The organism is Pseudoalteromonas sp. 2CM36K (assembly GCF_023161865.1).
Taxonomy (GTDB): Bacteria; Pseudomonadota; Gammaproteobacteria; order Enterobacterales; family Alteromonadaceae; genus Pseudoalteromonas; species Pseudoalteromonas tetraodonis.
Genome location: NZ_JALNTK010000022.1, coordinates 52,247 through 75,837 on the forward strand (window position 1 = coordinate 52,247; position 23,591 = coordinate 75,837).

25 protein-coding genes and 1 pseudogene are annotated in these 23,591 nt (G+C 40.1%); 12 read left to right on the forward strand and 14 right to left on the reverse strand.

Annotated features, from left to right (window positions below; all coding sequences use genetic code 11):
* Positions 1-25 precede the first annotated feature (25 nt).
* From minC to minE, 3 genes are read left to right on the forward strand one after another with little or no spacing between them, the layout of a single operon-like run.
* Positions 26-730 carry a septum site-determining protein MinC gene (minC, locus tag MTN97_RS14105; protein ID WP_076923225.1) on the forward strand — a complete coding sequence of 235 codons (705 nt, stop codon included), beginning with the start codon at positions 26-28 and terminating at the stop codon, positions 728-730.
* 5 nt (positions 731-735) lie between these two features.
* Complete coding sequence (minD, locus tag MTN97_RS14110) at positions 736-1,545, forward strand: septum site-determining protein MinD (protein ID WP_138626463.1); 810 nt, start codon at positions 736-738, stop codon at positions 1,543-1,545.
* Position 1,546: 1 nt separating this feature from the next.
* Entirely contained in the window at positions 1,547-1,810 is a 264-nt protein-coding gene (minE, locus tag MTN97_RS14115; protein WP_008111532.1) for a cell division topological specificity factor MinE, read from the forward strand.
* Between the two features lie 55 nt (positions 1,811-1,865).
* Here the strand turns inward: minE and rnd are convergent, their stop codons facing one another.
* The 3 genes from rnd to MTN97_RS14130 form a co-directional block, all read right to left on the reverse strand.
* Positions 1,866-2,996 (reverse strand): ribonuclease D, encoded by a 1,131-nt coding sequence (gene rnd / locus MTN97_RS14120; protein WP_248474668.1) that lies wholly within the window; start codon positions 2,994-2,996, stop codon positions 1,866-1,868.
* A 50-nt stretch (positions 2,997-3,046) separates the two neighbouring features.
* Positions 3,047-4,699, reverse strand: a complete 1,653-nt coding sequence (fadD, locus tag MTN97_RS14125; protein WP_036984013.1) for a long-chain-fatty-acid--CoA ligase FadD — start codon at positions 4,697-4,699, stop codon at positions 3,047-3,049.
* A gap of 115 nt (positions 4,700-4,814) precedes the next feature.
* Positions 4,815-5,666, reverse strand: coding sequence for an alpha/beta hydrolase (locus MTN97_RS14130; RefSeq protein ID WP_248474669.1), 852 nt, complete (start codon positions 5,664-5,666; stop codon positions 4,815-4,817).
* Positions 5,667-5,853: 187 nt separating this feature from the next.
* On the opposite strand from MTN97_RS14130, the gene MTN97_RS14135 reads away from it, so the two are divergent.
* Positions 5,854-7,140, forward strand: coding sequence for an alkaline phosphatase (locus tag MTN97_RS14135; RefSeq protein ID WP_076923228.1), 1,287 nt, complete (start codon positions 5,854-5,856; stop codon positions 7,138-7,140).
* Between the two features lie 68 nt (positions 7,141-7,208).
* Here MTN97_RS14135 and MTN97_RS14140 read toward each other — a convergent pair whose 3' ends face one another.
* From MTN97_RS14140 to MTN97_RS14175, 9 genes and pseudogenes are all read right to left on the reverse strand, one after another.
* Entirely contained in the window at positions 7,209-7,538 is a 330-nt protein-coding gene (locus tag MTN97_RS14140; protein ID WP_248474670.1) for a hypothetical protein, read from the reverse strand.
* Between the two features lie 74 nt (positions 7,539-7,612).
* A complete protein-coding gene (gene tsaB, locus MTN97_RS14145) occupies positions 7,613-8,314 on the reverse strand; it encodes a tRNA (adenosine(37)-N6)-threonylcarbamoyltransferase complex dimerization subunit type 1 TsaB (RefSeq protein WP_248474671.1) in 702 nt (233 codons plus the stop codon).
* 8 nt (positions 8,315-8,322) lie between these two features.
* Positions 8,323-10,239 (reverse strand): ATP-dependent DNA helicase, encoded by a 1,917-nt coding sequence (locus MTN97_RS14150; RefSeq protein ID WP_013463302.1) that lies wholly within the window; start codon positions 10,237-10,239, stop codon positions 8,323-8,325.
* A 100-nt stretch (positions 10,240-10,339) separates the two neighbouring features.
* The gene (locus MTN97_RS14155; RefSeq protein ID WP_248474672.1) at positions 10,340-10,891 is read right to left on the reverse strand and encodes a PPC domain-containing protein; all 552 of its coding nucleotides are present in this window, start codon (positions 10,889-10,891) and stop codon (positions 10,340-10,342) included.
* 63 nt (positions 10,892-10,954) lie between these two features.
* On the reverse strand, positions 10,955-11,320 hold the full coding sequence (locus tag MTN97_RS17935) for a M28 family peptidase (protein ID WP_282447394.1): 366 nt from the start codon (positions 11,318-11,320) through the stop codon (positions 10,955-10,957).
* Between the two features lie 46 nt (positions 11,321-11,366).
* On the reverse strand, positions 11,367-11,558 hold the full coding sequence (locus tag MTN97_RS17940; protein ID WP_282447395.1) for a M28 family peptidase: 192 nt from the start codon (positions 11,556-11,558) through the stop codon (positions 11,367-11,369).
* A complete protein-coding gene (locus tag MTN97_RS14165; protein WP_248474673.1) occupies positions 11,546-11,791 on the reverse strand; it encodes a hypothetical protein in 246 nt (81 codons plus the stop codon). Before MTN97_RS14165 ends, MTN97_RS17940 begins: the two co-directional genes overlap by 13 nt.
* 157 nt (positions 11,792-11,948) lie before the next feature.
* Positions 11,949-13,083, reverse strand: a pseudogene (locus tag MTN97_RS14170) (M4 family metallopeptidase); the annotation flags it as partial.
* A 457-nt stretch (positions 13,084-13,540) separates the two neighbouring features.
* The gene (locus MTN97_RS14175) at positions 13,541-13,774 is read right to left on the reverse strand and encodes a hypothetical protein (RefSeq protein ID WP_036984009.1); all 234 of its coding nucleotides are present in this window, start codon (positions 13,772-13,774) and stop codon (positions 13,541-13,543) included.
* 396 nt (positions 13,775-14,170) lie between these two features.
* On the opposite strand from MTN97_RS14175, the gene hisG reads away from it, so the two are divergent.
* Genes hisG through MTN97_RS14205 form a run of 6 tightly spaced genes read left to right on the forward strand, consistent with a single transcriptional unit; the run spans position 14,171 to position 19,875 of the window.
* Entirely contained in the window at positions 14,171-15,070 is a 900-nt protein-coding gene (hisG, locus tag MTN97_RS14180; protein ID WP_248474674.1) for an ATP phosphoribosyltransferase, read from the forward strand.
* Positions 15,071-15,075: 5 nt separating this feature from the next.
* Positions 15,076-16,377: a histidinol dehydrogenase gene (gene hisD, locus MTN97_RS14185; protein WP_076923196.1), complete on the forward strand. Its 1,302-nt coding sequence runs from the start codon at positions 15,076-15,078 to the stop codon at positions 16,375-16,377.
* Positions 16,367-17,467 (forward strand): histidinol-phosphate transaminase, encoded by a 1,101-nt coding sequence (gene hisC, locus MTN97_RS14190; protein WP_076923195.1) that lies wholly within the window; start codon positions 16,367-16,369, stop codon positions 17,465-17,467. Before hisD ends, hisC begins: the two co-directional genes overlap by 11 nt.
* On the forward strand, positions 17,464-18,525 hold the full coding sequence (gene hisB / locus MTN97_RS14195; RefSeq protein WP_076923194.1) for a bifunctional histidinol-phosphatase/imidazoleglycerol-phosphate dehydratase HisB: 1,062 nt from the start codon (positions 17,464-17,466) through the stop codon (positions 18,523-18,525). Before hisC ends, hisB begins: the two co-directional genes overlap by 4 nt.
* Positions 18,522-19,112 (forward strand): imidazole glycerol phosphate synthase subunit HisH, encoded by a 591-nt coding sequence (gene hisH, locus MTN97_RS14200; protein WP_069439727.1) that lies wholly within the window; start codon positions 18,522-18,524, stop codon positions 19,110-19,112. The genes hisB and hisH overlap by 4 nt, the downstream gene beginning before the upstream one ends.
* 28 nt (positions 19,113-19,140) lie before the next feature.
* Positions 19,141-19,875: a 1-(5-phosphoribosyl)-5-[(5-phosphoribosylamino)methylideneamino] imidazole-4-carboxamide isomerase gene (locus MTN97_RS14205; protein ID WP_076923193.1), complete on the forward strand. Its 735-nt coding sequence runs from the start codon at positions 19,141-19,143 to the stop codon at positions 19,873-19,875.
* A 261-nt stretch (positions 19,876-20,136) separates the two neighbouring features.
* On the opposite strand, the gene MTN97_RS14210 is transcribed toward MTN97_RS14205, so the two are convergent.
* Positions 20,137-21,003 (reverse strand): DMT family transporter, encoded by an 867-nt coding sequence (locus MTN97_RS14210; RefSeq protein ID WP_138561486.1) that lies wholly within the window; start codon positions 21,001-21,003, stop codon positions 20,137-20,139.
* Positions 21,004-21,148: 145 nt separating this feature from the next.
* Between MTN97_RS14210 and MTN97_RS14215 the strand changes: the two genes are divergently transcribed.
* Positions 21,149-22,054, forward strand: a complete 906-nt coding sequence (locus tag MTN97_RS14215) for a LysR substrate-binding domain-containing protein (RefSeq protein WP_138561484.1) — start codon at positions 21,149-21,151, stop codon at positions 22,052-22,054.
* Positions 22,055-22,069: 15 nt separating this feature from the next.
* Complete coding sequence (locus tag MTN97_RS18145) at positions 22,070-22,282, forward strand: 3'-5' exonuclease (RefSeq protein ID WP_076923190.1); 213 nt, start codon at positions 22,070-22,072, stop codon at positions 22,280-22,282.
* A 141-nt stretch (positions 22,283-22,423) separates the two neighbouring features.
* Here MTN97_RS18145 and MTN97_RS14220 read toward each other — a convergent pair whose 3' ends face one another.
* Positions 22,424-23,437, reverse strand: coding sequence for a hypothetical protein (locus tag MTN97_RS14220; protein ID WP_212746542.1), 1,014 nt, complete (start codon positions 23,435-23,437; stop codon positions 22,424-22,426).
* Between the last annotated feature and the right edge of the window lie 154 nt (positions 23,438-23,591).

Below are 23,591 nucleotides of genomic sequence, written 5' to 3' on the forward strand. Positions count from 1 at the left end.
AACTAGACAATCCAGTTGAGCATCTATGTCGGACCAAATTTTTGAGCTAAAAGGCAACCTTTTTACGTTATCAGTTTTACATCTTTATAGTACTGATATTAACCTTTTAGCAGAACAACTGTATGTAAAAATTGCCCAAGCCCCAAAGTTCTTTGAGGGTGCCCCCATTGTCGTCAATTTAATTGAAGTAAAAAACAGCGCAATCGACTTTGTTCACTTAAAATCGCTTATTGAACGCATGAGCTTTAATGCTGTAGGTGTATGTAATGGTTCGGATGAACAGCATAAACAGGCAAAAGCCGCAGGGTTATCTGTTTTAAACTATTCACAAGACGTTAAGAGTGAACCCGCAAGAGTAGAGCCAAATACTTCGGTTGTAGAAAAAACCGTGTATTTACCAGCGCAAATTATTAATGGTGCGGTGCGCTCAGGCCAACAAGTTTACGCCAAAGACCGCGACTTGGTGGTGTTAGGCGCGGTAAGCCATGGCGCAGAAGTGATTGCCGATGGCAATGTACATATTTACGGAACCCTACGAGGGCGTGCAATTGCCGGCGCAAAAGGGCTCGAAAACGCATACATATTTTGTAATAAATTAGAAGCAGAACTCGTTTCAATCAATGGTAATTACTGGATCAGTGACTCACTGCAAGGTGAACACTGGGGTAACGCAGTTCAAATACAACAAAAAAATGAATCTTTAGAAATTTCAGCTTTGGTTAAAGGATAAATCTCATGGCAAAAATAATTGTCGTTACCTCGGGTAAAGGGGGTGTTGGTAAAACAACATCAAGCGCAGCAATTGGTACAGGCTTAGCATTAAAAGGCTACAAAACTGTTATCATCGATTTTGATATCGGCTTACGTAATTTAGACCTCATCATGGGTTGTGAACGTCGCGTAGTGTATGACTTTGTTAATGTGATCAATGGCGAAGCTAACCTTAATCAAGCACTCATAAAAGACAAACGTGTAGAAAAGTTATTTTTACTTCCTGCTTCACAAACTCGCGATAAAGACGCACTCACCCGTGATGGTGTTGAACGCGTATTGAACGAGTTAAAAGAAGACTTTGACTATATTGTTTGTGATTCTCCTGCAGGTATTGAAGCCGGAGCTATGATGGCGATGTACTTCGCTGATGAAGCTATAGTTACAACCAACCCTGAAGTCTCGTCAGTACGAGATTCGGATCGTATTCTAGGCATTTTACACAGTAAATCGAAACGTGCCGAAGAAGGTTTAGAAAACATTAAAGAGCATTTGCTAATAACACGCTATAATCCAGATCGTGTAACAAAAGGTGAAATGCTATCTGTTGAAGATATCCAGGACATCCTAGCCATAGACTTACTAGGTGTCATTCCTGAATCTCAAGCAGTGCTTAGTGCATCAAACTCTGGACAACCGGTAATTCTTGATAGTGAATCAGACGCAGGTCAAGCTTATGCTGATGCGATCAGTCGTTTATTAGGCGAAACGGTTGAATTTAGATTTTTAGATGTAGAGAAAAAGGGTTTATTCAAACGGATATTTGGAGGTTAATGTGTCTTTACTTGACTACTTCCGCTCAGAAAAGAAAAACAGTGCGTCATTAGCAAAAGAGCGATTGCAGATCATTGTCGCGCACGAGCGTTCTCAGCGTGGAACACCAGATTACTTGCCACAATTAAAGCAAGATATTCTTGATGTCATTCGTAAGTACGTTAATGTAGGCGCCGATGCGGTTCAAGTTCAGTTTGATCAAAATGAAGACGATTTAGCGGTACTCGAGCTCAATGTCACATTACCTGACGAAGAAAAGAAATAATAAAAAAGGGCGCTAAGCGCCCTTTTTTATTTTTTACATCAAGCTATTTAATACTCTAATTATCCCACTCTTTTAGCGCATCTTTAACAAAATCATATCGCCATGAGCTGAGTAAATCTGGTTTTATGTGTTTTTCTTTTTGCTGAGCAGTTAACTTCCAGTTCCAACTAATTAGCTGATTTATTTGCTTTTTAGAGGCCATAACGTCTTCTGGAATGTTATGCTCTTTAGCAACTTTAGTAATTTTTTGTTTGATCTCCTTCGCTACTTTTTTATAGGTAGGAAAATCAATTAACCGCTTTAATACTTGCGGGTGTTGCTCAGCTGGAATGGCTTTGGCCTGCTCAATACACTTTAAAATTTCAACCCCAGAACGATTCACTTCAATGGGTTCTACCCCAGGAATTTGTCTCAGAGCATTTAAACTTGAAGGGCCTCGTTTGGCAATTTCGGTCATATTATGCTCTTTAAGCACAAAATTAAGCGCTAGATTTTTACGAATAGCTTTATTTCGACGCCATACTGCTAACTCTTTAAGTACCGCTAATTCATGCGGCTTAAGCTGCCATGCATTTTTAATCTCTTTATAAAGTAACTCATCTGGTGTTTGAAAAGCACGTTTATTGGCAACTAATTCACTTTCATTTATCACAATATCAAATAAATCAGCGGCTTTAATGCTATCTATAATTAACTCAAAACAAGGCAGCAGGTGATACGTATCAGCAGCAGCGTATTCAAGTTGCTTTTGAGTAAGGGGGCGTTGTAACCAATTAGTGCGCGATTCGCTTTTATCAATCTCAATATTCAAAAATGTTTTCACCATTAAGGCAAACCCCATACAGTTGCCCTCACCTAATAGCTGAAGTGCAAACTGGGTATCGAATAAAGGATAAGGAACAAACCCTGCGTACTTTTGAAAAACTTCAATATCTTCTGAGGGTGAATGGAGTACTTTTAGCACTTTAGGATCTTTAAGTATTTGCCAAAAATCAAACAAGGAAAGCTCGGTAAGCGGGTCAATAAGCGCTAAATGTTCGCCATCATAAACTTGAATAAGTGCAACTTCTGGATACAAAGTACGGCGGCGCATAAACTCGGTATCAATAGCAAGAATGGGTTTGTTTTTAATTTGTTCTACAAACGTATTAAGCTCATTTTGAGTTTGGATCAATTGGTAGTGCACTGAATCTCCTACAATAAAAAAGCCGACTGATGTCGGCTTTTTTATAGTTGCTAATCTTTTAAGGCTCTTCTGAGAATTTTACCCACGTTAGTTTTGGGTAACTCATCCTTAAACTCAACGAGTTTAGGAACCTTGTAATTAGTTAAATTATCACGACAATGTTTTATTATATCTTTTTCAGTTAAAGAAGGGTCTTTTTTCACAACAAAAACTTTAACTTGTTCACCACTAATGTCATGAGGGATACCAACCGCAGCCACTTCAAGGACGCCTTCGTGCATGGCAACCACTTCTTCTATTTCATTTGGGAAAACATTAAAGCCTGAAACAATAATCATGTCTTTTTTACGATCAACAATGTAGAAAAAACCTTCGTCATCGTAAGTGGCAATATCACCAGTTGCAAACCAGCCATCTTTTAAACATTCAGCCGTTGCATCAGGGCGATTATAATAACCAAGCATCACTTGCGGACCTTTTACCCACAGTTCACCCGGCTCACCTTTAGCAGCTTCTTCACCGTTATCGAGCATTAATTTAATGTCTGTACTTGGCGCAGGTAGACCGATAGAGCCATTATAAGCTTCTAAATCATACGGGCTAATTGTGACTAAAGGAGAACATTCTGTCAGGCCATAGCCTTCCATTAGTTTGCTGTTAGTGACCTTTTGCCATTTTTCTGCAACAGGGCGTTGTACTGCCATGCCGCCGCCTAATGACATTTTAAGGTGACTAAAATCAAGCTCAGAGAAACCAGGGGTATTTAATAAGCCATTAAATAAAGTGTTCACCCCTGTGATAGCAGTAAATTTATGCTGACTAAGCTCTTTTACAAATCCAGGCATATCACGTGGATTAGTAATTAAAACGTTTAAGCCGCCGTATTTCATAAATGTTAAACAGTTCGCTGTTAATGCAAATATATGATAGAGCGGTAGCGCGGTAATAACCACTTCTCTACCACGCTCAAGCACGTTATCTAAACAACCAGATACTTGCTCAAGGTTACCCACCATATTACCGTGGCTCAACATTGCCCCTTTAGATACACCGGTTGTACCACCGGTGTATTGTAAAAATGCTAAATCGCTTAAGTTAACCTCTGGGCGCTTATAGCCATTCAGATCAGCTTTTAATAAATCACAAAAGTTAATCGTGTTAGGCAACGTATAGCTTGGTACCATTTTTTTGAAATGCTTAACAACAAAATTGACTAAATGCTTTTTGAGTCCGCCCATCATGTCACCAACCTGCGTAACCACAATGTGTTTAACGTCAGTATTAGGCAGTGCTTTTTCAAGCGTGACAGCAAAGTTAGCAAGAATAAATATTGCTGATGTTTCAGAATCTTTTAATTGGTGCTCTAGCTCACGAACGGTATATAGCGGATTAACGTTAACCACCACACACCCTGCGCGTAAAATACCTAATATAGCAATTGGGGTTTGCAACAAGTTAGGCATCATAACAGCGACTTTATCGCCCTTTTTTAACCCTAAATCGTTTTGAATATAAGCCGCAACACGTTTTGTTGCCGCGTCAATTTCGTTATATGACAATGTTTTACCCATATTAGTAAATGCAGGTAAATCTTTGTAATCATTAAAACTTTTTTCAAACACTTCGAGTAACGAGTTGTAGTGCTCAGGATCGATTGTTTCAGGCATACCTTCTGGGTAGCGCTTAAGCCAGATTTTTTCCACTCTTAGCCCCTGTTTATAATTATATTTTTATTAACCTTAATCTAAGTAAGGCACTTTCACAATTGAGCAAATACTCTAATCTAGAGATAATCCCACATTTATCGGTAATATACAATTAACATGCACTACTTTGCACCATAAATGCGTGAATGTGTTCAAAACATAGTCCACTACTTTGCATATGGCAATGATGCCCACCAGGCACATCTATTACACTCAAGTTATTGTAATATTTACTATACTTGTCTAGATTTTGTTTTACAAATGGATAACCTTTATCACCTAATATTAATTGACATGGTGCAATTAATTCTTTTATTGCACCAATACATTGCACTTCATCAAATCGAAAACCTGAGTGATTTTTAAGCTTAGGATCAGTCGTTAACTCAAACCCACTGTGCTTTTGTTTTATGTTTCTGTCCATCAACAACGCGATTAGTTCATCATTTAAATCAGTTGTTTTTGCACGCGCTTGATAAATTTGTTGTTTTGAAGTGTATACCCGTGATTTTTTTGTACTAAACCTTGCTCGGTTTAGTATGGCATTTCTTAGCTGAGAACACACTTCATCGCTATCGGTAGTAACACAGCCTATACCTTCAATAAAAGAAACAGATTTTACGTATTCACTAAAACAACTAGCAAACAGCCCTGCTACCATAGCCCCCATAGAATGACCAACCAAGTGTACCTTCTTTAACTTAAGCGCTGTGATTAATGCATACACATCATCCACATAATCAATAAAGTAGTAATGTGCTTGAGGGCTTCGCCAAGATGACAGTCCATGCCCTGGAAAATCAATGCAATACCATGTTTGCGAAGGTGCAGCACGACTCAGCATAGGCACGAAGCTAGCACAATTATCTAGCCAGCCATGCAGAGCGATAACGACGTCTTCACCGTCTCCAAATTTAATACCGTGTATATCTAAGTCATTAGCTTTTACCGAAAATGGTTGCAACGCAAACCTCAACTTTTTTATTTGGTTATGGCCATAACATACAAGAGTTAATACACAAATAATAGAACTGAACTAATAGAACACACACTTAAATTTCGAGATTTCATAACATATTCATTTATTTATCTTGCTATCGGTATACAATAATAGTCGCTATTAAAATTAGTACACTTAAAGGGTACGCACAATGAAAAAACAGTTCGGCTTATTAGCGCTTTTATGTACAACAGGAGCATTCGCTCAAACAGCGCCTAAAAATGTTATTTATATGATTGGTGATGGCATGGGTCCCGCTTTCACTACCGCTTATCGTTATTACAAAGATGACCCTACAACAAAAGAAATAGAAACAACCGTTTTCGACACTATGTTAAAAGGCATGGCGCACACTTATCCTGATGACCATACTTATGTAACAGACAGCGCAGCAGGTGCAACTGCACTTAGCAGCGGTCATAAAAGTTATAATGGCGCAATCGCTGTCGATACGGCAAAAAAACCGGTTAAGACCATGCTAGAAATTGCAAAAGAGCAAGGAATGACAACAGCGTTAGTGGCTACTTCACAAATTAACCATGCAACACCTGCAAGCTTTGCCGCGCATAATGAATCAAGAAGAAATTATGATGACATCGCAAACGACTACATTGACAATAAAATTGCTGGAAAATTACCGGTTGATTTAATGTTAGGCGGTGGAACTCAATATTTTATTCGTGATGACAGAAACTTAGTCGACGAATTTAAAAAAGCAGGTTATCAATACGGTGACGATATTAAAAACTTAGGTCAAATTACACAAATCCCTGCTATTGGTTTATACGCACCTAAGGGATTACCTTTTGCGCTAGATGAAAACCCTACGAGATTAAAACAGTTAACCTCTAAAGCGTTTGATTTGCTTGATGGGCAAAACGATAAAGGCTTTTTTGTGATGATTGAAGGCAGCCAAATTGACTGGTGTGGTCACGCAAATGATATTGCTTGCGCAATGGCTGAAATGGACGACTTTGCAAAATCAATCGAAACGGCAAAAGCCTATGTAGATAACAACCCAGACACTATTTTAGTGATCACGGCTGATCACTCTACAGGCGGTTTAACCATTGGCGCGCATGGCCAATACAAATGGGGAACCGACATCATCAAAGGTGTTAAAGCCACTGCGGGTACATTAACCAAATTATTAATGGGATCAGATAACCTTAAAACGGTATGGCAAGCCAATACCCGTATTGAGTTTACAACTGAAAACGAAATTAAACTTAAGCAAGCTAAAGCCATGGGTGAAAAAACCCTTAATTTAGCGGTTAAAAGCATTATCAATGATTTAAGTTTCACTGGTTGGACAACGGGCGGACATACCGCTTCTGATGTGCAAGTATTTGCCTATGGTAAAAATAGCGATGACTTTATTGGTTCACAAAACAATACTGACATAGCTAAAAAACTGATTAGTTACATAAAACAGTAATCACTGGTATAAAAATAAAAAGCCCGAATAATCTATTCGGGCTTTTTATTTGGCTATTAATTTTATAATTAAGCATATATATCAACACCAATTAAGCTTTGAACTTCAGCTCTTCGCTCTAAATTAGCAAACTCAGTGTAAGTAGAAATTGCCTTACTGACTTGCGCACTCGGTTGATCGTAAATAGTTTGGCTATATTGGGCCTCTTTGGTGTTCGCTTTTGCAAACTCTTTTGCGAGTTCAAGCCCTTCGGGGCTACTCTTAACATAGTCTGTATTGGTTTTCTGTGGTATTGGCTGCTCTGATAGTCGTTCGGGCTTTGCCGTAACAACAGCAGTAGAGCGTACCTTAGCAGGGATATCACCAGTAAAAAAACCAGAGCTTATAGGCAGCGACATTACGCTTCTCCAACCAACAACATGCTTAAATTATGATTTAAAATAGTTCAATATGCAAACAATACAACTTAGCGTTATTCGCGGCCTGGTAATTTTTTCCAGGTCACTGTGTCACGCACATACTTAGGCTGAGCATCGCTGGCTTTTACGCCATTACCTGCAAGGTACTGTGCATCCACTAACGCTAACATGTATTGTGCATCGGGTAGCGTAATTTCAGGGTGTACACTCACATTTGTAAATGTAGTTAATGCATCGGGATAACTTTTAAATCCAGTCCCCACGCCGGTTGCTGTTTTGTTTGTGTCTATCAATGAAGCATCAAGCAGTTCAGGCTTAAAAACACGTTCTTCACCTTGAAGTGTCATCAAATTATTATTAACTTGGTATTGAGCAAAGTATATTTCCCCCATACGCGCATCAATGCTTGAATAAACCACTTTATCGCCAAATTGTTCAAACGCTTGTTGCGCCATAACCGCTAAGGTAGAAACCCCCACTAGCGGTAAATTCGTTGAATACCCAAGCCCTTGTGCTATGGCCACGCTAATACGCACACCCGTAAAGCTGCCTGGACCTTGGCCAAAGCCAATAACATCTAAATCTTTTAATTTACAATTGGCTTTATTAAGCAGCTCATCAATAAGTGGCAGAATTTTTTGACTATGCTGCTGCGGACACTCTTCAAAATGATAAAACGTTTTACCTTGATAATGCAAAACAAGCGATAAAGCCTCTGTAGAAGCGTCTAGGGCGAGAATGTTACTTTTGATCATTTTTGTACTCAATTAATATGTTTTAAAAATGTATTTGCATCTTCTAAGCTACGTGTACGGCGCATTGGCGGTAAACTCTTTAAAAATACTTGTCCATATTGGCGTGTAACTAAACGATTATCGCAAATTACTAACACACCTTTATCTTTGTTATCACGAATTAAGCGACCTACGCCCTGCTTTAAGGCAATAACCGCTTGTGGTAACTGAATATGCGCAAAGGGATCTTTTCCTTGCATTTGGCAATCCTGCATTCTAGCTTGCAAAAGCGGATCATCGGGCGCTGCAAACGGCAGTTTGTCGATAATAACACAGCTTAAAGTACTGCCTCTTACATCAACCCCTTCCCAAAAGGACGCTGTGCCGAGTAACACGGCATTACCATGACGGGTAAATTTTTCTAATATAATGCGTTTAGACATTTGCCCTTGCATGTAAACCGGATAGTCCATTTGTGTGGTTAAGCCCTCAGCCACCAAATGCATCATTCGGTAACTAGTAAATAGCACAAAACAACGCCCTTTTGCTGATTTTATGAGTTCGAGAGTTAACTTTACAATCGCATGCGGCATATTATCGGCGTGCGTTTCAGGTAAATAGCGCGGCAAGCACAAAAGCGCCTGATTTTCATAATCAAACGGACTGTCTACCATCATACTTTGCTTTGGTTTTAACCCAAGGCTGGCATTAAAATGAGTGAGTTCGTTGTCGACCGATAACGTGGCCGAGGTAAACACAAACCCTGCGCCAGACTCTTTCATCATCAAAGCAAATTTAGCCGACACATTCAGTGGCGTTATATTTATGGTTAAATAGCGCCGCGTGGTTTCGTACCAATAACTAAAGCCTGTTTGGGCGGTATCAAATACGCGCTCTAACTGGCCTTTAAATGCCAACACCCGCTCAAATGGGTGTTCAATTTTATCACTTCGTTCTAAGCAATGTTTTAAAACCTGGTACACAAATTCTAAATCACTAATAACGCGGTGTAATGCAGAGCAAATAAGCTTATTACTGAGCTTTTCACGCCAATCTCCGCGGCTACCGTCCACACCAAACTGCAATCTTAAATCGGCGACACTGGTTTCCAGTTTATTCAAACTTTTTCCTAATTGCAGCATGTCTGGAATTTCAGCGCGGTAAATAGCGCGTAAATCATTAATTAAATCCACCAGCTTTTTAGTACTCATGGTTTCGCCAAAATAGTCGCTGGCAATTTCACTTAACTGGTGGGCTTCATCAAATATATAGGCATCTGCGTTGGGCATTAGCTCTGCAAAGCCAGACTCTTTAACCGCCATATCGGCAAAAAATAGATGATGATTAATTACGACAACGTCGGCATCCCCTGCTTTTAAACGCGCTTTACGAATATAGCACTCTTGAAAGTCAGGGCACTCTTTACCTAAACAGTTATCTGCAGTAGAGCTGACATACGGCAACACTTTGGCATCTTCTTCAATACCAATACAGTCGGCTAAATCGCCGGTATGCGTTTCACTGGCAAATTTAGCAACCATAGCAAGTTGGTGCATTACATCAGGGTCGTCTGTGGGTACGTGTGCAACATGTTGGGTAAGCCGATAAGTGCATAAATAATTGGCACGCCCTTTTAACAATGCCGTTTTTTTAGCCGCGCCTAAGGCTTTTACTAACACTGGTAAATCACGATGATACAGCTGTTCTTGCAGTGCTTTAGAACCGGTTGAAATTATTGTTTTGCCTTTAGATTTGAGGGCTGGCGCTAAATAAGCAAAGGTTTTACCTGTGCCAGTACCGGCCTCAACAACAAGCTGGGAACTTGTTTTTAATGCATCCTCAACAGCCACAGCCATATCAATTTGAGGTTGGCGTGGTGAGTATCCATCTATTGATAAAGCCAAAGGCCCGGTTGCACTAAACAGCTGTTTGATAATACCAATCACTTTATAAAAAATAATAGCGGGATTCTACGTAAGCTATTGATGAAGGGCAAGCCAAATAGCGTGAGAATTTGGCCTTTAAAAGGGCTTATGTCCCTGTTAATTATTGTGCATTTATAGTTAACTTAATGCCACTTGCATCATGATAGCCTTTAACATCTATATGCCATATACCTGCCTGGGTTGCAGAAATAGTGCAACTTTCTGTGTTGCCGTTTATATGGCCTACACACAAATTGTGTATTTGAAGATGCGCACCGAAATTTAAATACAAATCAGCATCGCCGCTTCCGCCTGAAATAGCAACGTTTAGGGAAGCATAACCCGCGGCTAAACGTTGTTCAAAACGCTGCCAATCACCTGTATTTACGCTAATGTTATCTTCTACGCGATTGATAGGCTCTAAAGCGCCTGCTGGCTCAAAACTGCCCGTCAAAGAGACATTATTAATTGCGCTGTATGCCTCAACCATGACATAGTAAGTGCCTTCATTGCTGGTTGGAATGTCGCAACGCTCACTACTTGTGACAGAAGTACTTTTACAGTCGTAATCAGTTAACGTGGGCGCCTGATTATATTTAATGTCTAAATTGGCATCGCCATTATCACCTGAGGTTTCAAAGCTTAAGTTTTGCGCTCCTTTTGGTACATTCAATGTATAGATAAGCTGCTCTTTAGCAGTGGCATTGATACCAGAAATTGGTTTACCATTGACTAACTAATTATTATTTGGCGGAGTGACATCACCGGCATTTTTTGCCAATTCAGCAACAAAGCTAACGGCTAAGTTAGCAAATTTAATTGCATGATCAGCGTCAAAATTACTGTCGTTTTGTATATGTATCAGTGGGTTAATGTCATTCATTTTTGATTCAAATGGCATTGAGGTCGCAAACCCTTGTTGATACCAAGAAGCATGATCGGAGCAACCATAACCACATTGTTCAAAGCCATAACTAATTTGTGGTAAATAGGTGTCTATCAGCTGGGCTAAAAATTGGTTTTGAGCATTGGTGGTGTAATCCGTCATCATAATAATATCTTCGATACTGCCGTTATTACCAGTCATGTCAAATTGCACCATGCCAACTACATTCTTACCCTGCGAACGATAGATACTGGCTATAGCTTTAGACCCTTTTTAACCCCACTTCACCTGCTGCAAACGCCATTATTTGAATAGTTTTTTGCGGTTTATAATTAGTATCAACAATTGCTCTTAATGCTTCCGTTAACACTGCAATATCCGATGCATTATCATCCGCGCCAGGAGAGCGCCCTTGTGCTGGATTCGCTTGGTTAATTGAGTCTAAATGCCCCAAATAATAACAATTTCATCTGCATTTTCAGCACCTGCAATGGTTACAATCACTGATGATTGCGCCCAGCTATGCTGATAACTCTCAATGGTTATATTACTTCGAACGCTAGCAATTTGTTGCCAATAACTTTGCAGCCACTGTGAGGCATCAACGCCGGTTTGCGAAGTATAATAACGATCATTAAAACTAGTGAGTGAATTTAGTGCTTTGTAAATTAATTGGGCTTTGTGCACTAATTAAACTTTGTACTGTTTGCGCATTATCAATTGAATAATTAAAGGCTGATGTAGCTTGGCTATTTTGAACAACAGCTAATTGTTTTGCAGTTCTGGTGCATAAACTCACTTAAATTGTTCACTGCGTCACGCGGTACACTGAGTAAATCAACGTCAGGTAAAATTCAGCAGCTTCACCAGCCATATCCGAAAATGCTTCGTTTAACCCGCTTGGTTTACCATTATAAATTAAGCCTGAATTTTGCTCAGTAAAGCCATGGCTGACTTCATGCGCAGATACATCTAAACTGACCAACGGGTAGAATGTATTTTGGCCATCACCAAAGCTCATTGCGCTGCCATCCCAAAACGCATTTTCATAGTTACTTGAGTAATGAACCCGCATTTGTAACTAAAAACTCTAAGGCGCAGCACCTAACCAATTGTTATACATATTAAAAATAACGTTACCAAAAAAACGAGCATCGTTTAACGGTGAATAAGCACCGTTAATTTCTTTAAACGTATTTTCAGGACATGTAAATGGATACGCAGAAGAGCCACTTGTTCCGCCATTTAAATTAATAGTGCGAACATTTGCGTTATTCATGCTACAAGTATTACCTGATTGACTAACATCTAGGCTGTCAAAATCAGTTCCATATAAATACTTGCCTGTTTTTAGATTACCCCCAGGGCATGTTGCAGGTTATCATAACTAAGCAAGACCTCACCGGTATTAGCATCAATTATCAGGTATGGCCTTGATGGTGACTTGCCATAAGTAACATAAGACACTTCATAAACTAAATGCGCCTTATTTTGATCGTCAACCCAGATAGCAAGTCTGGATTGCTCATTATGTTTTTTTAAGCCTACTGATTTTGCAGCTATACCCGTTTTAGACCCTTTTAAAATCGCATCTTTTTTTGTCAATTTAGCCGATACATCAGATAAATCTTCCTCAATGTTATATACAGCTGCACCGTGGTCTTTTTTAAGCATCCCAATATTAAATATTAAGCTGACCGTATCACCAATGACAGGAATGCCCTGATACGTTTGTTGATAGCGGCGGGTTACTTCTCCGTTATTGCTAGTAAATTCTTTTAATACAACTAATTCGTTCCCTACACTCAACCCAATCAACTGATTTGGACTTACTGATAACAAGGAAGCAGAGTTTGATTGCACCCTATTATTAATTGTCGGTTGTTGATTTAGGTATTTCTTATTCGCAGCTACTGCATTTGTTGCTTGAACAAAGTTAAAGCAGCAAAAGTTGCTATTGTGATTTTAGATAAATTCACGTTTACGCTCCGTTAAAGTTTAAGTTTTTAATATATTTGTATTAATCGCCACATTGTGTACCCGCTTAAGGGTCGTAGTAGGCCACAAACTTAAATAACGAAAATAAACATTTAATTTACAATAACTTAAAGAACACCGCTTTAACTAATGAAGGCCAGAGATAACACTTCGTATACATATATTTACATAAGACAGCCAGCAAAAAGCATTAGATTTTAAAATCACACGCTTTATTGTTAATCACTAATCGACTGCTCAATGAGTATGTAGTTGCAAAGGAAAATACTTTACCTGTTGAGCTTTAAAAGAGGGGTAATCTATTTTAAATGGGTAGGGAGTAGCTTTAAAAACACGCAGTTCATAACCATGCACCACTACTTGCTATGTTTAAACAAATTTGCTTTTATTGAGGGCGATTTAAACTTGAGGCAATAACGGCATCGCCAATCACTTGTACTAAGCCCATGTATCTAAATGGGGTTTGTCGTCATCTTCTTCAGCGGTTTTATTGCGCGATTTATTTTCGTCAAACGCCAGCTTATGTTGCTTTTCTACTTCTCTTTTTTTACGCTCTTCTAACTCGACTTTTTTGGCACTGGCACTTTGTTGAACCCCAGCAACATGAAAAGCCCCTTTAGATTCAAGCGTTAAACGCGTAATAGGCCCTAAATAAGGGATCATTATATCCATGCGTGCCTCCATTGAATTGAACGTAATTTAATCACTATAAAACTGTTGATAAATAAAGCAAACCTTTAGTTACTATGGACAGTTATAAGATATTCTTTAATTAAAGAATATTTTTCTTGCCATGCTATTAGTTAATGTGTTTTTATGAATGCGAAATTTATTAAACAAATAGCGGCTAAGCGTTAACATAATAACGAATAGCTAAACAGGATAAAAAATGCGCAACACTCTGACAGCAGTACATCACCACTATCATTCACCGGAATAACCTGTCAGGTCTTTCGCTGAGAGGTTGTTCCTAAAAGGAAACCTCTGGCGAATCAACATACCAAGATTCATTTTCGCCCTGAGGTTTTCCTCGGGGTTTTTAGTTTTTAAATTAAAGGAAAATGAGTAATGAATAATAGTAATCGTCTTCGTATCGCCATCCAAAAAGGCGGCCGCCTATCTAAAGATTGTCAAGATCTGCTTAAACAACTGGGTGTAAAACTCAACCTTCGTGAGCAGCGCCTTATAGCACACTCAACCAACATGCCTATTGACGTATTACGTGTGCGCGATGACGATATCCCGGGCTTAATTATGGACGGTGTATGTGATTTAGGTATTGTTGGCGAAAACGTATTAGTTGAAGTACAAGCAGAAAGAGAGCGCCAAGGCGTTCCAAGCGAAGTAACTAAATTATCAAAATTAGACTTTGGTTACTGTCGTCTTGCACTTGCATGGCCACAAGAACTAGGCAAGCAAGACAAAAGCTGGTTTGAAGGCAAACGTATTGCAACCACCTACCCTGAAATTTTAAGCCAATATTTAAAACGCGAAGGCATCAACGCCAGCACTGTAATGCTAACTGGCTCTGTTGAAGTAGCGCCGCGTGCTGGTCTTGCTGATGCCATTTGTGACTTGGTATCAACAGGTGCAACCCTTGAAGCCAATGGCTTGATGCAGGGTGATACCATTTTAGAGTCAAACGCCTGTTTGATTCAAAACACTCAATTGCAAGATGCTGGCAAACTCGCGCTTATCAATAAATTGATGCCGCGTTTGCGTGGTGTTAAGCAAGCCAAAGAAAGCAAATACATCATGTTACACGCACCAAAAGACAAGCTGGATGAAATTTGTGAAATCCTGCCAGGTTCTGGTCAACCTACATTACTTGCCCTTGCAGGTAATGATGAATATGTCGCCCTACACATGGTGAGTAGCGAAACCCTATTTTGGGAAACCATGGAGCAGCTTAAAGCACTCGGCGCGAATTCTATTTTAGTTATGCCAATTGAAAAAATGATGGAGTAACAGCCATGCTTCGTTGGAATGAAGAATCATCACAGGTTCAAGCAGCGGCGCTGATGCGCCCTGCTGTATCAGCGAGTGAAAAAGTAGAAAGTATTTGCCAAACTATTTTGGCAAAAGTAAATGCGCAAGGCGATGCAGCATTACTGGCGTTAGCAAAAGAGTTTGATAACCGAGCTGAGCCGCGTTTACGTGTTCCACTTGATGAAATTAATGCCGCTGAGAAAATGCTAAGTCCTGAACTTAAGTATGCAATTGACACTGCTTATGCAAATGTAAAATGTTTTCACCAAGCGCAACTGCCTAAAGATATTAAGTTATCGACTCAACCGGGCGTTGAATGTGAACTGAAATATCAAGCCATCGAAGCGGTCGGTATTTATGTCCCTGGGGGCAGTGCCCCATTGCCATCGTCAGTTATAATGCAAGGTGTATTGGCGCAGTTAAGCGGTGCAAAAACCGTGGTACTAACTACCCCCGTACAAGGCGATAAAGCAATAAACCCTGCTATTTTATATGCTGCTAAATTATGTGGTATCACCACTATTATTGAAAGCGGTGGTGCAGGCGCGATTGCTGCAATGGCCTACGGCACTGAATCAGTACCTAAAGTGAATAAAATTTTTGGCCCAGGTAATAGCTTTGTGACTATGGCAAAGCAGTTAGTTGCACAAACAATTCCAGGAATGGCGATTGATATGCCAGCAGGGCCATCTGAAGTATTAGTGATAGCAGATGAACGAGCAAATCCAGAGTTTATTGCGGCCGATTTACTCTCACAAGCAGAGCATGGCGCCGACTCGCAAGTTATTTTATTGTGTAACAGCGAAACTATTATTAAACAAACACAAGACGCGCTTACTCGTCAATTAGCTAACTTAAGCCGAAAAGACACCGCTGAACAAGCGCTGGCCAATTCGTCACTTATTTTAGTGGATTCAATAGCGCAAGCATTTGATGTATCAGCGCAATATGGGCCAGAGCACTTAATTTTACAGCTGGCAGATGCAAGCCCGTACCTTGATGCGGTTAAAAATGCAGGTTCAGTATTTGTTGGCGACTACACACCAGAATCGGCTGGCGATTATGCATCGGGTACTAACCACGTATTACCTACTTACGGTTATAGCGCGACATACTCAAGCTTAAACTTGCTTGATTTTTTCCGCACATACACAGTACAAACTATTAGTAAAAGTGGCTTAACTGAGCTTTCAAAAGCTATTTTACCACTGGCAGATGCCGAAGGCCTTGATGCCCACGCTAATGCGGTTTCAATTCGTTTAGAGGCAATAAAAAATGAGCAATGAGAGCGCCCAAGCACCTGGCTTATTACCTGATAATATTGCAGCGCTTGCTGCTTACAGCTCGGCTAAAAGTGAAAAGTTAACAGGCACAACGTGGCTCAATGCCAACGAAAGTCCGTATGCTAAAAACCTTGAGCTGAGTATTGAAGATTTAAATCGCTATCCCGATCCACAACCACAATTGGTTATTGATCGCTATGCAGCTTACACCGAGCTTAAAAGCGACAATGTCCTTATGACGCGAGGTGCAGATGAAGGCATTGAACTTTTAGTACGCACGTATTGCCAGCCAGCTAAAGATAGCATTGCGCTGTTTTTGCCTACCTACGGTATGTATAAAGTAACTGCTGATACGCACAATGTGGCTATTAACGCGCTTACTCAAGAGTTATTATTAACAGCCAATGTTGATGATATTGTCACTGCGGTCGGTAGCTCAAAACTGGTGTTTATTTGTAATCCAAATAACCCAACAGGTAGTTTAACGCCGCTAGATAAAGTAAAAGCCATTGCCACTGCGCTTGCAGGTAAAGCATTGGTGATTGTTGATGAAGCCTATATAGAGTTTTGCCCAGAGCAAAGTGCAACACAACTTATAAACGAGTTTAGTAATATTGTAGTGCTACGTACACTGTCAAAAGCGTTTGCGTTGGCAGGCCTGCGAACCGGGTTTACCCTCGCTCAAGCCAGTGTACTTGCGCCCATTCGTAAAGTCATTGCACCGTATCCGGTATCGAGCGTGGTAGCGAGTATTGCAGCGCAAGCCATTGCCCCTGATGCCATTACCTCTATGCGTCGCCAGGTGAGCATTTTAAACAGCTTAAAATTAAAGCTAATAGAGTGGTTAAACGCCTCCCCTGCTGTATTAAAAATTCTCACTGGTGAAGGCAACTTTGTTACCTTAAAATTGGCCGATAAAAACTGCTTTAAAGTTGCCCTAGAACAAGGCTTAGTCATGCGAGCATTTACCTTATACGGTGAAGACGACTGGCTACGCATTTCAATTGGTAGCGATCAAGAATTAGAACAAGTAAAAATTTGGCTCGATGGTTTAACCACCCCAACAGCCCTATCACAACAGGAAGTATCATGAGTAATCCCTATTTATTTATAGACCGCGATGGCACGATTATCGAAGAGCCTATCACCGACAAACAGGTTGATAGCCTAGAAAAATTAGTGTTTTTGCCAAATGTGATCCCTGCTCTATTACAACTTCAAGCGGCAGGTTACCGCCTTGTAATGGTTTCAAACCAAGATGGTTTAGGTACTAACAGTTTCCCTACTGCGGATTTTGATATAGCCCAAGACAAAATGATGGACATACTCAACAGCCAAGGGATTAAATTTGATGAAGTTCTGATCTGCCCTCACTTTGATGAACAAAATTGTGACTGCCGTAAGCCAAAAACAGGCTTACTGACCGAGCTTATGCGCTCTGGCAACGTAGATTTAGCGCGCTCTTTTGTAATTGGCGACCGCCAAACTGATATTGGACTTGCCAATAACTTATGTTGTGAAGGCATTTTGTATGACGGCAGTTGGGATGCCATTGTCACTAAGTTAACAACCGCGAACCGTGAAGGCCGTGTCACTCGCAACACCAAAGAAACTCAAATCGATGTGCAAGTTAATTTAGACCAAACAAAAAATGGCGAAATTAGCACTGGCCTTGGCTTTTTCGATCACATGCTGGATCAAATTCGCACTCACGCAAATATTGGCTTAAATATTAAAGCCAAAGGCGATTTACACATTGATGAGCACCACCTAGTTGAAGATATCGGCATTGCACTTGGCCTTGCCCTTAAACAAGCGCTAGGTACAAAATCACAAATAGCGCGTTATGGTTTTGCCTTACCTATGGATGAATGTAAAGCAGAAGCGCAAATTGACTTATCGGGCCGCGCCTCGTTTGTATTAAATGCCGATTTTAGCCGTGAAAAAGTGGGTGATTTAGACGTACAAATGGTTGAGCATTTTTTCAAAAGCTTAAGTGATAACGCTGCAATTAGTCTTATTTTGTCGGTAAGTGACGGTAACTGTCATCACCAAGTAGAGGGCTTATTTAAAGCATTTTCTCGTGCTCTGCGTATGGCTATTGCGCAAGATACCAGCCAACAAACAGCCAGCTCTAAGGGGTGTTTATGATTGCCATAATTAATACCGGTTGTGCCAACATTAACTCTGTTCGTTTTGCCTTTGAACGCTTAGGTAAAAATCCTGAGGTGATCACCTCACCTGAGCAACTAAAAGGCTTCGAACGTGCTATTTTACCCGGTGTAGGCCATGCTTCTGTTGCGATGAAACGCTTAAAAGACGCTGGTTGGCAGCAAGCAATTGATGAATATCAGCGCCCGCTGATGGGCATTTGTTTAGGCATGCAATTACTTTGCGACAGCACAGAAGAAGGCAACGTTGATTGCCTTGGCAAAATTCCGGGTGTTGTTAAGCACTTAGAAGTGGGCACATTAACCTCACCACATATGGGCTGGAATGACCTAAGCGTGCTAAAAGAGCATGCCCTTACCAAAGGGTTATCGGCGCAAGATCAAGTGTACTTTGTGCATAGCTTTGCGCACACAGTAAACGATGCCACCCTAGTTAGCGGTGAATACGGGCAAGCTTTTTCAGCGATAGTTGCCAAAGATAACTACGCAGGCATGCAGTTCCACCCAGAGCGAAGCGCCAAAGTAGGCACCCGACTTTTACAAAACTTTTTAGATTGGCAGCTGTAAGCGCAGCAAAAAAATAAGAGAAATAAACGTGATTATTCCAGCACTCGATGTATTACAAAACCAAATTGTGCGCTTATACCAAGGTAAGTATGATACAGCACAATTTTACCCTTTTGAGCTTGGCGCACGCTTACAAGATTACGAAAATAGCGGCGCAGGCAAACTGCACTTAGTTGATTTAGAAGGCGCGCGCGATCCAAATAAAAAACAGTGGCAGCATATACAAGCTGCGACTAAAGCGCTTAATGTTCCCTATCAAGTGGGCGGGGGTATTCGTTCAGAGCAAGATGTTGCTGACTGGCTTGAAGCCGGTGCTAACCAAGTCGTGATTGGCTCAATGGCCGTTGAAAAGCGTGAGCAAGTAAAGGCGTGGATTGAAAAGTTTGGCAGTGAACACTTTGTTATCGCACTAGATGTTAATAAAACTGATAACGGCTGGGCACCAGCAACACATGGTTGGTTAAGTGAATCTGAGTTTGGCTTGTTCGAACTTGTTGATTTTTACGTGGCACTTGGCGTGGTTGATTTTCTGTGTACTGACATCAGTAAAGACGGCACCATGACCGGCCCTTCGTTTGCACTTTATGAAGACTTAACAAACCACAACAGCGAAATTAAAGTTCAAGCGTCAGGCGGTGTAAGCTCACTGGATGATATTGCAAAGCTGAAAAAGCTGGGCGTTGGTGGTGTTATTTTAGGTAAATCATTACTCGATGGTGCCTTTAATGTTGAGGAGGCGTTAGCATGTTATCAAAACGCATAATTCCTTGCTTGTATGATACCAGATATTTATAAGAAATAATAAAAACTAAAAAATCATAAAAACCCAATCATTTTAAGGGCTTATAGCTATAGTCAAGTAGTAAGCCCTATCCACCCCATTAGATTAATAATATAAAAAATGTAGCCTATACATCTCCAATTGACTATTATAAATAACAAGTGTCGCCTATATGTATCCTATGACAGTTAAACGCTCGTTCCCAAACGCGGTCACGTTGGAAAGTTAGATTAACTTTATCATTTATATTATTTTACTTGTTTGCTTTATCTTTGCTTCTACCTTTGCTAACCAAATCAGCGGAATAATAATTAAAGAAGATCCTATAGCCAAGCTCAGGTCCGGTATTTCATCGAACCACAGCACCCCTACAACTACAGCACCTAATAAGCCAGTGTATTCGGCACTGGAAATTTTACTGGCTTCGATTGCTCTATATACCAATACACATATACCAGCATAAATTAGGATAAAAGTGTTGGAGCCTGTTGCCGTTAACATTGGAGACCAGTCCCAAGGTTTGCCTTCCCATAACGCTAACCCAAATGCGGCTGGGATACCTACTAGGTTGGTGAGCATTAAAGTTTGGAACACATTATGATGCTGAGGTAATTTACGAACCAATAAATTATTTACAGCCATAGTCAATGCGACGACAAGGGCGGCAATCGCTGCCCAATTAATTTGTGTTGGTTTAACCACGATAAGTACGCCGATAAAGCCCAAAACAGCAGCAGCAATTGAGTGGCTAGTCAGCTTTTCCTGAAACAATATCATGGCTAACGGCAGCATAAGCAAAGGCGCTGTATAGAAAATAGCATTTACGGTAGCTAACGGCAGAGCGCCCAGAGCGAATACCATAAATATTGCCCCTAATAACCAAATGTGGCCACGTATAAAGTGCCATTTGAGGCCAGCGAAGAGGCTTTGTTTATTACTGAATAGACAAAATGGAAGTAAAATCAGCACTGCGGTCAATTGACGAAATAATACAAATTGGTATATGGCAGTATCTGCTGGCAGAGTTTTTATCAAAGCGTCAGAAAAAACACCAATTATATTTCCGATGATAAGTAATGTCATCGCGAGTCCGACAGTTATTTTGGGCATTTCATTACTCCTGCTACATTCTAGAAAATGTCAATGGAACTGAATTAATAGAGTTACGTTTGTAAAACGGTTATATGATTAGCGTATTCCATACCTTATATGATGTATAATGTTTAAAATTTTTTTAGTATGAGCTAAATTTATAATGAAGTTGCCTCCTTTACGTGCCCTGCAATGCTTTGAAGCTGTTGCGCGACTTAATAGCTTTTCCAAAGCTGCTGAGCACCTCAATGTGACTCAAAGTGCGGTTAGTCACCAAGTTCGATTACTCGAAGACTATTTGGGTGAAACTCTGTTTAACCGACAGGGGCGTTCTTTTTCCTTGACTAAGGTCGGGGAACGTTACTTTGAAGAAGTGACTAACTCATTAGGAAATCTATCAAATGCCAGTCAAATGATACGTCACGGGGAATCAGGCAATCTTCGTTTGGCTTTATATAGCTCTGTTGCGGTGAACTGGTTGATACCGAAGTTAGAAGATTTTAGAAATCAGCACCCAGAAATAGAAATAACTTTAAATATGGTCGGGGATCAACCGGATTATAATGACCAATTTGCGGATTGTTTTATTACAATGAATCCACCGGAACGTAACTTTGTCAATCAATTCATGTTTACTGAAAAACTTTATCCAGTGTGTGGAAAAAAGCTTTGGCAGCAGTTAAGAAATAAGCCTCTACCTGATTCATTATGGCAACACCCGTTATTATCAGTACAATACTCAGATACAAATGAAAGTCTTGGTGACGACTGGTTACGTTGGTGTATGAGTGGTAAATTTGAATTACCTAAAGACGTCAAAATTAATCAATTTAGTCATGTCTTACTTGCCGCTGAAGCGGCTCGATATAATTTGGGAATTACCCTCATTAGTAATTACATGATGGATGATCAGGATCGCCAGCAAAGTCTTGTGCGCATACCTATGCACGAGCTTATTACCGGAGATAAATTCTATTTTGTCTATAAGGAAACACGAGCTAGGCAACCTGATATTATGAAATTAGGTCGTTGGCTTAAACAGCAGTGTTATGAACTGGAATCAGCTTAGCTATTTAAATCAGAGTTGAAGCTAGATGAGTTCAGCACGTTTATTCAACCCCAACGACACCCAAAACTAACCGACTTTTGTACGAACTTAACAAGCATCACTCAACACAATGTCGATCATGCACCATATTACCCTGAAGCAATTAACACTTTCCAAAATTGGCTAGGCAATTACCATAACTACCTGTTTTGCAGTTGGGGTGAGTATGGCAAACAGCAGGAGCGTTAAAGCTTGCTCAAATCTCACTCACCGGTTCTCATCATCGTGGAATCGATGATGCTAATAACATGATCAAGTTAATGCCGTATGTGATGGGAAGAGTATTTATTGATAGTCAAAAGGAAATTCTCAAAATAGAAAATAATAATATTACCATGCGCCCCATTCACCACAGCTAGGGCACTTCATATTAAATGGCTCGAGCGCTCTTGCTGAATGATAGCTCCAATAAAGGCCATTCTTTATCAAACGAGTGCTGCTTTTATCGCTAGCGCAGTGGTTATATATTTGAAGTTGTTCACATTCACAACACTGCATCCATACCGACTTAGGTGTACGCTCAACCCAATCACCATGCCTATTTCGATAGCGAGTAGTCTTTTTTAAGTTTTTGACGTCACTGGAGCCACACCTTATGCAAATCGGGACTGCTAGACTGCTGTCATTATCCAAATCGCTAGTTTTAGCATCTTCTAACTTATACTGAAGAAACATACCCAGTAAGCGTTGTAATTCGTCTGAGTAAAGTGAGCGATCTATAGGGCTTAAAAAAACAGCCCCCCGATCATGAGAGAAAAGATTAGCATCGTCGTTAATGTTTAGCTCTCCTAGGAAGCTGTGTTTCCCCCATAATTGTGCAGTAATAGGATATTCAATTAGGTTATTACAGGGGTGAATAAGAAATACAGGATTTGAATTGTTTTCACTATAATTTTTACCGTCGAACAATTCATTAATTTTTGAAAGCATTCCTCCTGCTTTATCAAATGTTAGTTTATCGTAAAACTTCGCGTCTAATACAAAACGTTTAAAATGGCGCTCGGTAGTACCGTCGATATTATTGGAAAACCACGTCAGATCCAAAATAAAGTCAGGGCGCTTATTATTTGATAAAGATTTTTCATACCATAGCGAAATATATCTTTTTGCCTCATCATTAGTTAAATTTACGTTAATATCTGTTTTGTTAGACTTTACTGCTTCAATAAGTTTATATTTCCAATCCTTCTGTGGTACAAACCTAAACGAATTTTTTAGAACAAGTATGAGTTGTATTAAAGTCCAACGTTCATATAAAAGAGGCATATTTACCAGCCCCATATCATCTATTTGTTCAAGGTTTAATAAAAGCTCATCATCTGTAAGTTTAGTGATATCTCTCAATACCTTATAGCCATTATGAACGGCCTGATAATTAATATTTTGGACGAATGTCATTGAGTTAGGAAAATTAGACGAAGTGCCGTCTTAGAGCGCGAGAATAAAGAGCTCAAGCGAACGAATGATATCCTGAGGCAAGCTGCCGCTTTTTTCGCCC

What these genes read in the sequence shown, in the direction of transcription:
- minC (WP_076923225.1), top strand. Translation starts at nt 26, where the DNA reads ATGTCGGACCAAATTTTTGAGCTAAAAGGCAACCTTTTTACGTTATCA.
- minD (WP_138626463.1), top strand. Translation starts at nt 736, where the DNA reads ATGGCAAAAATAATTGTCGTTACCTCGGGTAAAGGGGGTGTTGGTAAA.
- MTN97_RS14135 (WP_076923228.1), top strand. Translation starts at nt 5,854, where the DNA reads ATGAAAAAACAGTTCGGCTTATTAGCGCTTTTATGTACAACAGGAGCA.
- MTN97_RS14140 (WP_248474670.1), bottom strand. Translation starts at nt 7,538, where the DNA reads ATGTCGCTGCCTATAAGCTCTGGTTTTTTTACTGGTGATATCCCTGCT.
- tsaB (WP_248474671.1), bottom strand. Translation starts at nt 8,314, where the DNA reads ATGATCAAAAGTAACATTCTCGCCCTAGACGCTTCTACAGAGGCTTTA.
- MTN97_RS17935 (WP_282447394.1), bottom strand. Translation starts at nt 11,320, where the DNA reads ATGGTGCAATTTGACATGACTGGTAATAACGGCAGTATCGAAGATATT.
- MTN97_RS14175 (WP_036984009.1), bottom strand. Translation starts at nt 13,774, where the DNA reads ATGGATATAATGATCCCTTATTTAGGGCCTATTACGCGTTTAACGCTT.
- hisG (WP_248474674.1), top strand. Translation starts at nt 14,171, where the DNA reads ATGAATAATAGTAATCGTCTTCGTATCGCCATCCAAAAAGGCGGCCGC.
- hisD (WP_076923196.1), top strand. Translation starts at nt 15,076, where the DNA reads ATGCTTCGTTGGAATGAAGAATCATCACAGGTTCAAGCAGCGGCGCTG.
- hisC (WP_076923195.1), top strand. Translation starts at nt 16,367, where the DNA reads ATGAGCAATGAGAGCGCCCAAGCACCTGGCTTATTACCTGATAATATT.
- hisB (WP_076923194.1), top strand. Translation starts at nt 17,464, where the DNA reads ATGAGTAATCCCTATTTATTTATAGACCGCGATGGCACGATTATCGAA.
- hisH (WP_069439727.1), top strand. Translation starts at nt 18,522, where the DNA reads ATGATTGCCATAATTAATACCGGTTGTGCCAACATTAACTCTGTTCGT.
- MTN97_RS14210 (WP_138561486.1), bottom strand. Translation starts at nt 21,003, where the DNA reads ATGCCCAAAATAACTGTCGGACTCGCGATGACATTACTTATCATCGGA.
- MTN97_RS14215 (WP_138561484.1), top strand. Translation starts at nt 21,149, where the DNA reads ATGAAGTTGCCTCCTTTACGTGCCCTGCAATGCTTTGAAGCTGTTGCG.